General features: G+C 35.9%; 11 protein-coding genes and 1 tRNA gene. 6 read left to right on the top strand and 6 right to left on the bottom strand.

All coding sequences use genetic code 11. The features are described from left to right. Nucleotides 1-62 precede the first annotated feature (62 nt). Complete coding sequence (locus tag A6M14_RS07555) at nt 63-1,178, bottom strand: transglycosylase SLT domain-containing protein (protein ID WP_152874367.1); 1,116 nt, start codon at nt 1,176-1,178, stop codon at nt 63-65. A gap of 362 nt (nt 1,179-1,540) precedes the next feature. Between A6M14_RS07555 and greB the strand changes: the two genes are divergently transcribed. The 3 genes from greB to A6M14_RS07540 all read left to right on the top strand — a co-directional run bounded on the left by greB (nt 1,541) and on the right by A6M14_RS07540 (nt 5,422). Then, nucleotides 1,541-2,023, top strand: a complete 483-nt coding sequence (gene greB, locus A6M14_RS07550; RefSeq protein WP_152874366.1) for a transcription elongation factor GreB — start codon at nt 1,541-1,543, stop codon at nt 2,021-2,023. Nucleotides 2,024-2,126: 103 nt separating this feature from the next. Continuing rightward, nucleotides 2,127-2,216: transfer RNA gene (locus A6M14_RS07545), tRNA-Ser, on the top strand. Between the two features lie 200 nt (nt 2,217-2,416). After that, entirely contained in the window at nt 2,417-5,422 is a 3,006-nt protein-coding gene (locus tag A6M14_RS07540; RefSeq protein ID WP_171500256.1) for an autotransporter domain-containing protein, read from the top strand. A gap of 83 nt (nt 5,423-5,505) precedes the next feature. Here the strand turns inward: A6M14_RS07540 and A6M14_RS07535 are convergent, their stop codons facing one another. Together A6M14_RS07535 and A6M14_RS07530 are read right to left on the bottom strand one after the other, a co-directional pair. Continuing rightward, a complete protein-coding gene (locus A6M14_RS07535) occupies nt 5,506-6,198 on the bottom strand; it encodes a pirin family protein (RefSeq protein ID WP_152874364.1) in 693 nt (230 codons plus the stop codon). Between the two features lie 165 nt (nt 6,199-6,363). Continuing rightward, nucleotides 6,364-7,593: a L,D-transpeptidase family protein gene (locus tag A6M14_RS07530; RefSeq protein WP_152874363.1), complete on the bottom strand. Its 1,230-nt coding sequence runs from the start codon at nt 7,591-7,593 to the stop codon at nt 6,364-6,366. Nucleotides 7,594-7,799: 206 nt separating this feature from the next. On the opposite strand from A6M14_RS07530, the gene hemE reads away from it, so the two are divergent. The 3 genes from hemE to A6M14_RS07515 all read left to right on the top strand — a co-directional run bounded on the left by hemE (nt 7,800) and on the right by A6M14_RS07515 (nt 11,205). After that, nucleotides 7,800-8,870 (top strand): uroporphyrinogen decarboxylase, encoded by a 1,071-nt coding sequence (gene hemE, locus A6M14_RS07525; RefSeq protein WP_152874362.1) that lies wholly within the window; start codon nt 7,800-7,802, stop codon nt 8,868-8,870. A gap of 12 nt (nt 8,871-8,882) precedes the next feature. Then, nucleotides 8,883-9,677, top strand: coding sequence for a DUF817 family protein (locus A6M14_RS07520; RefSeq protein ID WP_188110878.1), 795 nt, complete (start codon nt 8,883-8,885; stop codon nt 9,675-9,677). A gap of 136 nt (nt 9,678-9,813) precedes the next feature. Then, the gene (locus A6M14_RS07515; protein ID WP_152874361.1) at nt 9,814-11,205 is read left to right on the top strand and encodes a diguanylate cyclase; all 1,392 of its coding nucleotides are present in this window, start codon (nt 9,814-9,816) and stop codon (nt 11,203-11,205) included. 7 nt (nt 11,206-11,212) lie between these two features. Here A6M14_RS07515 and A6M14_RS07510 read toward each other — a convergent pair whose 3' ends face one another. From A6M14_RS07510 to A6M14_RS07500, 3 genes are all read right to left on the bottom strand, one after another. Continuing rightward, a complete protein-coding gene (locus A6M14_RS07510; protein WP_152874360.1) occupies nt 11,213-11,572 on the bottom strand; it encodes a cupin domain-containing protein in 360 nt (119 codons plus the stop codon). Between the two features lie 88 nt (nt 11,573-11,660). Further along, nucleotides 11,661-12,209 carry a GTP cyclohydrolase I FolE gene (gene folE, locus A6M14_RS07505; protein ID WP_171500257.1) on the bottom strand — a complete coding sequence of 183 codons (549 nt, stop codon included), beginning with the start codon at nt 12,207-12,209 and terminating at the stop codon, nt 11,661-11,663. Between the two features lie 93 nt (nt 12,210-12,302). Continuing rightward, a complete protein-coding gene (locus A6M14_RS07500) occupies nt 12,303-12,989 on the bottom strand; it encodes a Smr/MutS family protein (RefSeq protein ID WP_152874358.1) in 687 nt (228 codons plus the stop codon). Nucleotides 12,990-13,193 lie beyond the last annotated feature (204 nt).

The raw sequence follows: 13,193 nt of genomic DNA, 5'->3' as shown, positions 1-13,193 counted from the left end.
AAAAAAAAGCTTACCAATGGGTAAGCTTTTTTTATGTTCATGATAAATATTCAACTAAAAAATTAAATATTCACAAGTTGAGGTGTTGTTTTAATATGCTCAAGATAAGCACGAATACGTGTTACGTATTGCACAGCTTGTCTATATTGACCATTACTGACTTTATTACGGTCTAGGTAAGCATAGAAGTTCACCCAGTTATTTGGATCTTTACCTTGAGATTTAATACGTTTTTGAATCTGGTTAACAGTTCCAGGACCCATATTATAAGCAGCAAGGGCATACCAGTTACGATCTGGGAAAGGGATGTCTTCATAACGGCTTAACATTAAGTCGTAATACTTCGCACCACCTTGAATACTTTGCGCTGCATTAGCACGGTCATTCACGCCCATTGCTTTTGCAGTACTATTGGTTAGCATCATTAAACCACGAACACCTGTGGGAGAAACAGAAGTCGGTTTTAAATAAGATTCTTGATAACCAATAGCAGCAAGTAAATGCCAATCTAAATCGTATTGTTGAGCTGTCTTTTTGAAACTAGCTTTGTAAATAGGCATACGTTTACTTAAATCGCTCTGAATGCCATCCCAAGACTCTTCTTGAACGACATTACGGTTGTAAAAAGAAGCCAATTGGTTGGTTGAGCCATTCTGTTTACTTTTACAAATATAACCACTTGCTGTTTGAGTCAGTGGATCATCTGCATGTTTAAACACCCAATTTAATTCAGTGTTCAAACCATTTTTTTCTAAGCTGTTCAAATCGCCACATGTTGCAGGAAGTGAAGTCAGTTTTTTCGTCTCAATCGTTTGAGTCGTTGCTGTGGTCATTGCAAAGTTTGCTTTACCCGTTGCAACCATTTTCAATGCAGTAGCATTATCTTCTACTGTTTGAAACTCTAATTGTACATTTAAGTTATCTGCATAGTTACGGACTAAATCGTAGCCGAAACCATGAAAATATTCACCATCTTCAAATACAGCAGATGGGTTGGCAACTGAAACAACGGTTAACTTATTTTCATTAACAACGTTGTCGAATTGATAAGTTGCTTTACTTGCGTTAATTGCATGAAATGGAAAAATAAGGCTAGTTAATGCAAGTGCTTTCAGGGAGAGAGAGAGTTTTTTAGAGTTAAGGCAAGGCCTCGACCCAGATGTTGAACTACTGTGCATGTTGTCTCCGCTACAAGTAATTTATGCCCAAAAAGTAAAGCTAAAAAAAGCTTCCATCTTTTTAAAGTTTGATAAATTCAATAAGGGGGTGGGCAGTCATGACGTCATTCAAAATGACATGGGATTAATGGGAAAAATGTAGAAAAACTACATTGTTTAAAAAGTGATCTAAGCTAAAAGTTGAGCGAATAATAAAGATGAAATTTTAAGATGTCAAATTTTGCTCATAATTATTTTAAAAAGTATATTTTAAGTCATTGAATTTAAATGTTATATTTTTTTATGTCTTTGGTGGTTATAAATTTTATAATAAAAGAGGTATATTTAATGCTGTACAAGTGTAATAAATAGTGTCTGAAATCATGAAATCAAACTTAATTACTCGTACCGGGCATGACCTTCTAGTCGCTGAATTAAAGCACTTATGGCATGAAGAACGTCCCGAAATTACCAAGAAAGTAAACTGGGCTGCTAGCCTTGGAGATCGAAGTGAAAATGCAGATTACCAATATAATAAGCAAATTTTACGTAAGATCGATCGACGCGTTCGTTATCTTGGAAAACGACTAGAAGAGCTTAAAATTATTGATTATTCACCTGAACAAGATGGAAAGGTATTTTTTGGTGCTTGGGTCGATATTGAAAATGATGAGGGTGAACAAAAGACGCTAAGAGTTGTGGGCGTTGATGAGATATATGATCATCATCCTCAGCATATTTCCATAGATTCACCAATGGCACGCGCTTTGTTGTCTAAACAGGTGGATGATGAAGTTGAAGTGGTCACGCCTTTAGGTAAAAAACTGTGGTATGTGAATGCAATTCGCTATGAAAAAAGCGAATAAATAACCAAATTGTTGATTTTTGTTTTTATTTTGAGCATACAAACTAAAAAACATAGAAAAGTATTTGCCAAGGCTTCAAATTATTTATATGATAGCCGCCATTGGAAGCGTGGCAGAGCGGTTTAATGCACCGGTCTTGAAAACCGACGAGGGTTTACCCCCTCCGTGAGTTCGAATCTCACCGCTTCCGCCAAATTCGAAAAGACCCTTGAGAAATCAAGGGTCTTTTTTTATCTCAAAAAAATAATAACTTTTAGAATATTTAAGTGAAAATATGAAATATAGGGCTTTGAGTCAAAAATTAAAATAAAGTATTTTGTTTGAAGAATATTCATATTAACTTAATAAAACGTGTCTATTTTTAACTCTTATTTAATAATTAAGATGCTTTTTATGCAAGATTTTAAATTGTCACTTTTATCTATAAGTTTTTTAAGTTTTATATATGGCGGGAATGTTGTAGCTTCTGTAGATACAGAAAAAACAAGTCATTTTATAACAAGTCAAACAAGTGAGTGGTTTTCTGATTTAAGAAAAAATGTGATCACACATATTCCAGAAAAAGGCTCAAAAACAGCAGAATGGGATCGTTTGGTGAGTAATGAATATCAAAAAATCACAGGAGAGCGATTACGGTTAGCAGAAGCTGATAAAGAGCAGGACCACGGCTATGTTTATGGTACTTATATAGATAGAATATTTGGTGATGGTTCACAGGATAAAGATATTAAAAAAAGTGAATCTTTTAAAAAGATCGAACAATTATATAAATTAGCAACTTATGCAAAAGATCCGGATACATCTAAAAATAGATCTATAGACTTTATTCTAAAGGATGATTTTGGTCGTGGTCGTCCTTATCAAGTACTAGATAAAAATGGAGAATATAAAGATAACTACACCAGTATTAAGGGTTCATCATTCCCAAGTGGTCATACATTTAACGGCTTTAGACAGGCTGCTACATTAGCCATACTTTTTCCTGAAAAAGCAGATGAAATTTTTGATCGAGCAATAGAATATGGCGAAAGCCGTGTCATTGTTGGTGCACATTTTGGCACAGATACAATAGCATCTCGTGTAGCCAATTATTATACCTTGGCTCAATTGTTGTCTAATGACGAGACAGCAAGAACTTTTGTTGATTTAGCAAAAGATGTTAGAGCAAATGTAGAACAATCTTGTGGAAATGCAGTTAAAGATTGTTTAGTGCATTCATCAAAGAGCAATAATGAAGAAGCTGGTTATTATAAAAAGAAAGATCCTGAAATAGCGCCAATGCTTACAGCAGACCAAATACCTGAAACATCGTCAGCATTACTTCGTTTACGCTTTCCGTATTTGAAGCAAGAGCAAATGCGTGAAATATTGGCAAGTACCGCTTATCCGAGTAATTCTTTGGCAGGTTGGAATTATGAAAAGGGAAATTCTAACTCTACTTGGGGACTAATTAACTTACCAAAGGCTTATAACGGTCCAACGAATTTTACTAGTGATTTTGAAGTTCATCAGGATAAAGAAAACTTAGCTTATGACATGGGGGGCTTTACATCATTTGATATTTGGAAAAATAACATTGATGGCGTAGGGGGATTGGTCAAAAAGGGTGATGGAACATTGGTTCTTTCAGGAAATAATACTTTTGATCGCGTAAATGTTGAATCTGGACGTTTAATGCTGACAGGCATCAATGACTATAAAGCTGTATCAAATGTGAAAGGAGGTAGTTTAGCTATTAGTGGAGAGCTTAACTCAGGTTTAGGTGTGGGAAATGGCGGTGTACTTGAATTATTAGATGGGAAAGTGAATGCACAAACAACTATTGATAGAGATGGTTTAATTATTGGTAATGGCTTGATTAAGAGTGCTGAAATTAATCAAGGTGGTTCAATCTCTCCAGGCGAACTCGCAATAGGAAAAATTAAAATAGCAGATAACATTAGCTTTGAAAAAGGTTCGAGCTATTTAGTGAACATTGGTAATACAGGACAAAGTGATGTGATAGAAAGTGGTAACACAGTTACACTAAATGGAGGACAGGTTAAAATATCATTAGAGAATACGAAAAACTTATTGTCTGAATCTGAAGTGCGTAGTTTAGTTGGATCTCAATATAAAATTTTAACAGCCCAAAATGGCATTCAAGGTAAATTTGATGCTGTTGAGCCGAACTATGTATTTTTTGGAACAGCATTAGATTATAGCGACAACAAAATAGCCAATAATGATATTCCAATTAACCGTTCATTGGCGAACAGTATCAATTCTCAAAACTCCACCAATGTTGCTCATGAAGTAAATTTAAAAATTGTACGCAATGATCGAACGATGTCGAGCGTTGCAAGCACAGCGAATAATAGACAAGTTGCAGAAGCCATTGATGGACTGAATATAGGCAATCCTATTTTAGAGAGTGTTATGTTGAGCCCGAATCTAGGAGAGGTAAATAGTGCATTTAAAGCCCTATCAGGGCAAATTCATGCAGATGTAGTTTCCAATCAACTAAGTAGTAGTCGTTATTTAAGAGATGCAGGACTGAATCGCTTACAGCTTTCAACAACTGCAAATAATGAAGCAGAAAAAGCGGTATGGGCAAATTACTTACACTCAGAGCAAAAAGCATTGCATGATGAAAATGCAACAGGTTATGAAGCATCTATAGATGGGTTCTTTTTAGGTGGTGAAACATCTGTAATTAATGATCAAACTAAAATTGGTTTAATGGGTGGCTATACACGATCTTCATTGGATGGTTATAAATCTACAGCTAAAAGTGATAATTTCCATTTAGGTATTTATGGTGGTACACAAATTGATCATCTGACATTGAAAGCAGGTTATGGCTTTACACTCCATGATATAGATACACAGCGCTCTGTGGCTTATATGAACCAATCTGATCAGAATAAAGCAAGTTATAAGGCACACACGAATCAGTTTTTTAGCGAAGCAGGATATGCACTTCAATTTAATGCAGTATCACTAGAGCCATTTGTTAACCTGAGTTATGTGAATTTTAATTCAAAACGGGCAAAAGAAAGTGGTGGAGCAGCATCACTTGAAATCAAAAATCAGAACAACGATTTAACAACTTCTACAATGGGTGTTCATTTAGCCAATCAATTAAAGCTGAGTGAAAACAGTGCCATGACTTTAAAAGGAACTTTAGGTTGGCAACATCACTATGGTAATTTAAATAGTGATGCGAATTTATCATTTAGTGGTGGTCGGTCTTTTGATATTGGTGCTGTGCCATTTACACGTGATGGTGCAGTTGTAAATTTAAGTTCTGAAATTGCTTTAAAAAATAATGTATCTGTTTCTTTAGGATATAACGGGTTGATTTCGAAGAACTATAAAGACAATAGTGTGAAAGCGAATTTAACTTGGCTGTTTTAATTGAATTAAAATTTAAAATCTGAATGATTAAAAGAGTACTGATATAAAAAGGCGCCTATTTAGGCGCCTTTTTATAATGTAAATTACTGCTTCGGTAAATCGAACCAAATAAACTGACTTTCTTCATTTGCTATAAGAGTTGAATCTTCTGAAAATAGAAGTGCATCACCAGCTTTTACAACGTGTTCATCAATGCTAATTTCACCACGAATCACGTGAACATAATTTAATACTTGAGTGGCTTTTACATCTAAAGATAAACCTTGTTCCAAGACAGCAGTTTTTACTTCAGCTTGTTGGCGAATATGCATAGGTGCATTGTCATTTGGCCCTGCAATTAAGTGCCATTGGTTTGGTTGATCTTTAGGATCTAACTTAATTTGTTGGTAGGTTGGTTCAGCATTACGAATATCAGGATGAATCCAAATTTGTAATAAATGAACAGGCGTATCACCTTGGTTCATTTCGCTATGTTGAACACCCGTACCTGCACTCATCAATTGCCATTCACCCGCAGTAATTCCACCTGAATTTCCCATACTATCTTTATGAGAAATGGTGCCGTCTAGCACACAGGTTAAAATTTCCATGTTGTCATGTGGGTGCGTACCAAAGCCTTTATGAGCATCAATGGTATCGTCATTAATAACACGTAATGCGCTAACACCCATATATTTTGGATTGTGCCAGCTACCAAATGAGAAACTATGTTTGGTGTCTAGCCAAGCCATTTTAACGTGACCACGATCTTCACTACGATGTAAGTAAGCATTCATGTGAATACTCCATTATTATTTGAACTTGGAATAATTTTACTGTTTTAAATTATCTTTACATATCCCTGAAAAGCAACATATTGTTCTATTTGTAGGATGATGATTGCTTGGGTATAAAAAAGCCTGCATTAATGCAGGCTTTTTTAAACAATAGATAGGTATCTATTATTCTAAGAACTTAGCAGTTACACCAGACTTCACTTTTTTACCTAAATCGTTGGCATCCCAGTTGGTTAAACGAATACAACCATGTGATGCTGTTTTAGAAATACTTGAAGGGTTTGGCGTACCATGAATACCAAATGATTTTTTGCTTAAACCAATCCAAATATTACCTACAGGACCATTAGGACCTGGTGGTAAAGAAAGAGGTTTTAAGTTTTTACCTTGTACAAAGTTACTTGGTGAATAGCTATACCATGGGTTTGGAGTAACGCCAGTCACTTTATATGTACCTGTTGGAGATGGTGTATCTGAGCTACCAATAGTGGCAGGGAAAGATGCAATCATCTTATTCTTGCTGTTGAATAAATAAAGTTGTTTCGCACCTTTATGCGCAACAATTAAATGAATATCTTCAGGTAATTGATTGCGAACGCTTGAAACAATAATTTTTTCGCCAACTTTATTGAAATTCGCTTTTGGATTGATCTTTTTCAAGAACTCTTCATCCATATGGAATTTCTCACCCAACATTTCTGTTACGCGTGTGTAGTACAAACCAGGCATTTTAGATTGAAGTGCATAGTCATGTGGAATTGATTTTGCATATGGACCTTTTAGGTCAGCAGCGGTAATCGTGTATTCTACATATGCAGGCTTAGAACCTTGATTTGCAACTAAGGCATCCCAAGTTTCTTTTGTGAGTGTACCCGTTGGTTTTAAACCATTCATTTGCTGGAATGATGCAATTGCTTTAAGGGTATTTTTACCACTTGAGCCATCGATTGCACCAGGAGATGCATGTGCATTATTTAGCATTACATGCGCACGTGCATAAACAGGGAATTGACCTTTACCAATATTTTCAGACCACTGTGCATTGTTTAGGCTGTCTAAAGACCACGAACCCTTATATGCGGTAGCACTTGTTGATGTAGACGACGTTGTTGATGTAGGCGCTGTGCCAATATCAGCAGTGTTGTCTTCTGTACTTTGAAGATTATCTAGCGTTTTAGAAGCTTGATTTAAATCTTGTTGTTCTTGTTGAGTAATTTTCGCTTCCGAAGATGCTTGTTCTGCTGGTTTGTTGATTGCTAGAGGATCAATAGGATCTTCAATCGCAACATCTTTAATCTTTGTAGGATTTAATGATTTTTCAGCAGTTGATGCCGCAAATGCAGAACTAGCAAAAATGCAGCTTAAACTCATTGCAAGTATTGAGCGAACTAACATGTAATTCAACCTTAAGAATAATTCATTAATATTGTGAAAAAACAACATAAGTATTACAGAAAAAAACAAGCGTTGCAGTAAATGTTTTCTCTAAATATGGGTTTTATCATTTATTCCAATCGTTTTTTAACATACGCTCAGATTATTAAAACTTAAACCTTTTTGTTATGATGTTCACAAGATTAAAAATTGAATTAGGAAAGTAAATGACGACCTTAAAAAATGATCGTTTTCTACGTGCTTTATTACGTGAACCCGTAGATACAACTCCAGTTTGGATGATGCGACAAGCAGGCCGTTATTTACCAGAATATCGTGAAACTCGTGCTAAAGCAGGCGACTTCCTTTCATTATGTAAAAATACTGAATTTGCTTGTGAAGTAACACTTCAGCCTTTGCGTCGTTATGAACTTGATGCTGCTATTTTATTTTCAGATATTTTGACTGTGCCAGATGCATTGGGTTTAGGTTTATATTTTGAAGCAGGCGAAGGTCCAAAATTCCATAAAACAGTTCGTACAGAACAAGATGTCGCAAACTTACCAAAATTCAATGCAAAATCTGATCTAGATTATGTAATGAATGCAGTATCTACGATTCGTTCTGCATTGGGTGGTCAAGTTCCACTTATTGGTTTCTCTGGTAGCCCTTGGACATTGGCAACGTATATGGTTGAAGGTGGTTCAAGTAAAGATTTCCGCTTCACTAAAAATATGATGTATGCACAACCAGAAGTTCTACATGCATTATTAGACAGACTGGCAGATGCTGTTATTGATTATCTAAATGCTCAAATTGATGCAGGTGCACAAGCGGTTCAAATTTTTGATAGTTGGGGCGGTGCATTAGCACATCGTGAATATCTTGAATTTTCACTTAAATACATGCAAAAAATTGTGGCTGGCTTACAGCGTGAAAAAGATGGTCGCAAAATTCCAGTGATTTTATTTACTAAAGGTGGCGGTCAGTGGTTAGAGCCAATGATTGCGACGGGTGCAGATGCATTTGGTCTAGATTGGACAACGCCACTGAATGTTGCGCGTCAAACTGTAAATGGTCGTGCCGCTTTGCAAGGGAACTTAGATCCTGCAACTTTATATGGCACACCTGAAAACATCGTGAAAGCAACTAAAGCAATGCTAGACGATGCTTATGCAAATGGTGAAAAAACAGGTTATATCGCAAACTTAGGACATGGTATTACACAATGGGTTGATCCATCTCGCCCGCAAGCATTCATTGATACCGTGCATGAATATAGCGCTAAATATTTATAAGGATATTCCGTGATTCAAAATTTGGGTTCGTTGATCCAATTTTCATTTAAGGCAGCTTCGGCTGCCTTATTTGGTATTTTGTTGCTCATTGCTTTTGCTGTCACAGCAAGTATGGGAAGCCACGAGTATTTTGGTTATTTTCGATATGACTATTTGTTGTTTTATGCTTTAGCGATTCAAGTATGTTTGCTGTACTTAAAGTTAGAATCTTGGGCTGAAGCTAAAGTTATTACCTTATTTCATATTATGGCAATGGGCATGGAAATTTTTCTAACAAGTCCATATATTGCATCGTGGCAATATCCACAACCTGCTGTTTTTAAAATTTTAACTGTGCCTTTATTTGCAGGCTTTATGTATTCTGCTGTGGGGAGTTTTTTTGCACGTTCTTTGCGCTTATATCAAGTGCATTTTCAGTATTTACCAAGTTTTAATAATATGATGGCATTGGCTGTGCTGTCTTATGCAAATTTCATGACCAAGTTCTTTATTCCTGATATTCGCTACTTCCTATTTGTATGGAGCGCGATAATTTTTTGGAATACAAAAATTGGTTTTGAAATACAAGATAGAAAATTCAAAGTGCCGATGTTGCCTGTATTAATGCTCTTGGCATTTTTAATTTGGATTGCTGAAAATATTAGTACATTTTATAAAATTTGGTTGTACCCAAGTCAGGTTGATGCATGGCATATGGTGGGATGGGGTAAATTGGGGTCGTGGTATTTATTACTATTATTAAGTTTGGTTCTTGTGCTGGGGATTTTGGGGCAGCGTAAGCCAAATGGTTTTTGGAAGTTAAATTAAAGTCAGTAGATGATGAGTGATTGAGCTCATCATTTTTTATTTTTTCATGGGGTAAATGAAAAATAATAGTCGTTCTGATTTTGGGCGAAGGCTTTGCCGTGTTTATTAATTGATGTTTGATCTGGGGTAACGGTCAATGGATAGTGAAATTTTAAATGAATTGACTGGACAGTGGGAAGGTTTGTGTAAACGATATGATGCATCTGACGTATTAGATGCTTTTCATTTTATACAACAACATGCATCAGTCTTAGTTTATGAGTTTTATAAAAAAATGCTTACTGAAAAAGAATCAGCAGAATTTTTTTCTGATGATCTCATTCAAGAGCGTTTACAAACGACGTTACATCAATGGCTATTAGAGAGCTTTGGTGTTGCCATTAAACAGAACTATGTCGAAGCGGTTGAAAGGCAAAAGCTCGTTGGGCATGTACATGCGCGCGTTGGTATTCCATCATGGCTGATCATGCGTGGTGTGCGTGAAATCGAAAAGAAAATTTTTGAAATTGCATTAGTGCAACAAGCGAAAGAAAATATTTTATCAATGATAGGCTATATAATTGAATTGTTAAGCTTTTCAACTGAAATTATGTGCCGATCTTATGAGGAAAAAACAGAAGTTCATCAAGAGGAAAAGCATAGTTATCGCTTATTTTCTGCCATGCAAGATGTTTCAGTTCAGAAGGATAAGCAACGCAGTAGCTTGTTAGATTGGGAGAATGAATTAATCTTTAAAGCATTTTCTTTACCTGAAAATATATTTCATCCTTTATTGTCTAAATCTGAATTTGGTTTATGGTTCATTCACAAAGCATCATATGCTTTTTCTAGCTCACAGCAAGTTCAAGTTATTTTAGATGTTATTGCGCAGGTAGATGAACTTATTGAAAAAATTAGTCATGTTGTGGATAAGGCAGATATTCACCAAACTATTCAATATGTTCGTCAAAAGAACCGTGAGATTCAGTATTTATTAGATCAACTTTTCCAAGTTGCAGATTATATTGATGTGGGGAATGATTCTCTAACTAAGCTCTTGAGCCGTCGCTATTTAGATACAGTCGTATCTAGAGAAATTGAATTTGCACGTAAAAATAATACACCATTATGTTTATTGGCAATTGATGCGGATTACTTTAAGTTAGTCAATGATCGTTATGGTCATGCAGCAGGTGATACAGCACTTAAATATATCGCTGAAATTTTAACGAAATATACGAAAGGCAGTGATTACGCATTTAGAGTGGGTGGCGAAGAGTTTCTTGTGTTGCTTGTTGATACAGATGTTGCGCGTTTTAAAGTGATTGCGGAAAGTATTCGTCAAAGTATAGAAGCATCTGTTTTATATACAATTGATAATGTTGCGTTTAAATTTACTGTGAGTATTGGTGTGCAAGCATATGATGGACATCTAGATTATCAAAAGTTTTTAGATGCCGCAGATGTGAGTTTGTATACCGCAAAAAATTCTGGACGCAATCGGGTTTATGTCTCTAAGACTGAATTAAAAGCATCTTGTTTATTATAAATAGGCTTTAAACTTCCACCACCACATAGTATTTTTGAACTTTTTCTATTACTTCAAAAGTGCCTTTAAATGATGGTGGAATAATCCCTGCTTCACCTGTAGTAATTTCAATAAATGCTCCCGTTTGAGCATCATGCAAACGAGCAACGCCTTCAATCATTTGAAAGAATTCTTGTTTGTTTGATGCAAATTCAATATTCCAAGCACCCACTTCACATTCCCAAATACCACAATTCATATTTGGGTGGTTATACAATTCTGTCGTTAAGCGTTTGGGATTGCCTTTTACAAGTCTGTCGGGGCGAGGGTAATCAACTGTTTTATCATTTTGCGTTAAACCATGACCTGCTAAGAATATTGATGGCATTGTTTTTCATCCTTAGATCTTAATTTTTAGATATGAGTTAAAATTTTAGTAAAAAAATGCCCCAACAAAAGTTGAGGCATTTTAAAAATTAGTAACTTTCAGGAACTGCGCTTAAAAACTCGCGACGTTCTTCTTTGTTGGTTTTGAAATCACCGACAAATGAAACGGTTCGAGTTGTAGATTCTTGTTTACCGACACCACGCATCATCATACACATATGTGCAGAGTCGATCATTACGGCAACGCCACGGGCTTTGGTGACTTCTGCCACAGCTTGCGCAATTTCCTGCGTTAAGTTTTCTTGAATTTGTAAGCGACGTGCAAACATTTCCGTAATACGGGCAAATTTAGATAAACCTAAAACATTGCCTTCTGGTAAATAAGCAATATGCACACGACCGTGGAAAGGAAGTAAATGATGTTCACATAGAGAATAAAACTCGATGTTCTTTACTAGAACCATGTCACGGTTGTCTGAAGGGAAGACCGCATTATTGGTCACTTCTTCAAGTGTTTTGCTATAACCAGACGTTAAGTACGAAAAAGCTTTAGCAGCACGCACAGGCGTATCTTTAAGACCTGGGCGATCTAAGTCTTCGCCAATGGCGGTTAGGATATTTGCGTAGTTTTGCTGCATAGACATAAGACGTGTTCACTTACACTGATATTGAACAAGGACGGCATTGTATCAGAAAACTTTTACAATGCCTCTTTTTGGGGATAAATTGGACTAATCTTTAAATTTAGGATTCTTTTCAGCACGTTTGAGTAAAACTAAAACTGCGCCTGTGCCACCTTGTTTTTCAGGTGCACTGACAAATGCTAAAACATCTCTGTGTTGACGAAGCCAACTATTTACATAGGTTTTTAGAATTGCTTCTGGACCTTTGCCATGAACAATTTTAATGACATTTTGGTTTTCATCTTTGGCAATTTGAATAATTTGTAAAACCGCAGAACGAGCTTCTTCTACCGTACAGCCATGTAAGTCGACAGCTTCAAACCAACGTAAATTACCTGCTTTTAAATCTTCAAATACTTTGTGCTGAAGTGTCCCAATGCGATAGCTTAACGATGCTTGGCTTGCAACAGGGTTGAGCATGGCTTGCGTATCAGACAATTCTGCATTATCTGTTTCCATTGCGCCTTCTGCTGCGGCACGTTTTGCAAGTACTTGAGCATTGGGTTTTTTGGTATTTGTTTTTTCTATTTTCGCAATATTGCTGGTATCCATTTTTTGGACGCCTTGCATTTGTTTGCGAAAAATTTCGATATCATCTTCAGGCTCGGGTATTGCTTGAGCTTTTTCCTCAGCAGCTTTTTTGATTGCTGTTGAATGAGGATTGGTGATTTGCTTTTTAAAGGCTTTCAGTAAGTTGAATTGGTCTTTAGAAAGGGAGGAATCATTTTTACTCATAGTATTGGGAAATAAGCAGATTAGCCAAAAGATGAGTGATTATAATCTTTATTTGTATGGATTTGAACTGTAATGGATTTAAATGAATAGGCGTTAATTTAATATGGGATCAAAGAATCATTAGCCTATGCTTTAGGAGTATCAGTAAACACTGATGGGTAATTTAATTTGATATTTATTGAGATATAGCTAAATACTAAATAA

The organism is Acinetobacter portensis, from assembly GCF_009372215.1.
GTDB classification, from domain to species: Bacteria; Pseudomonadota; Gammaproteobacteria; order Pseudomonadales; family Moraxellaceae; genus Acinetobacter; species Acinetobacter portensis.
Note: the sequence above shows the minus strand (reverse complement) of the source record. Positions and strands in the feature narration are given on the sequence as shown.

What these genes read in the sequence shown, in the direction of transcription:
- A6M14_RS07500 (WP_152874358.1), bottom strand. Translation starts at nt 12,989, where the DNA reads ATGAGTAAAAATGATTCCTCCCTTTCTAAAGACCAATTCAACTTACTG.
- folE (WP_171500257.1), bottom strand. Translation starts at nt 12,209, where the DNA reads ATGCAGCAAAACTACGCAAATATCCTAACCGCCATTGGCGAAGACTTA.
- A6M14_RS07510 (WP_152874360.1), bottom strand. Translation starts at nt 11,572, where the DNA reads ATGCCATCAATATTCTTAGCAGGTCATGGTTTAACGCAAAATGATAAA.
- A6M14_RS07535 (WP_152874364.1), bottom strand. Translation starts at nt 6,198, where the DNA reads ATGAATGCTTACTTACATCGTAGTGAAGATCGTGGTCACGTTAAAATG.
- A6M14_RS07515 (WP_152874361.1), top strand. Translation starts at nt 9,814, where the DNA reads ATGGATAGTGAAATTTTAAATGAATTGACTGGACAGTGGGAAGGTTTG.
- A6M14_RS07555 (WP_152874367.1), bottom strand. Translation starts at nt 1,178, where the DNA reads ATGCACAGTAGTTCAACATCTGGGTCGAGGCCTTGCCTTAACTCTAAA.
- greB (WP_152874366.1), top strand. Translation starts at nt 1,541, where the DNA reads ATGAAATCAAACTTAATTACTCGTACCGGGCATGACCTTCTAGTCGCT.
- A6M14_RS07540 (WP_171500256.1), top strand. Translation starts at nt 2,417, where the DNA reads ATGCAAGATTTTAAATTGTCACTTTTATCTATAAGTTTTTTAAGTTTT.
- A6M14_RS07530 (WP_152874363.1), bottom strand. Translation starts at nt 7,593, where the DNA reads ATGTTAGTTCGCTCAATACTTGCAATGAGTTTAAGCTGCATTTTTGCT.
- hemE (WP_152874362.1), top strand. Translation starts at nt 7,800, where the DNA reads ATGACGACCTTAAAAAATGATCGTTTTCTACGTGCTTTATTACGTGAA.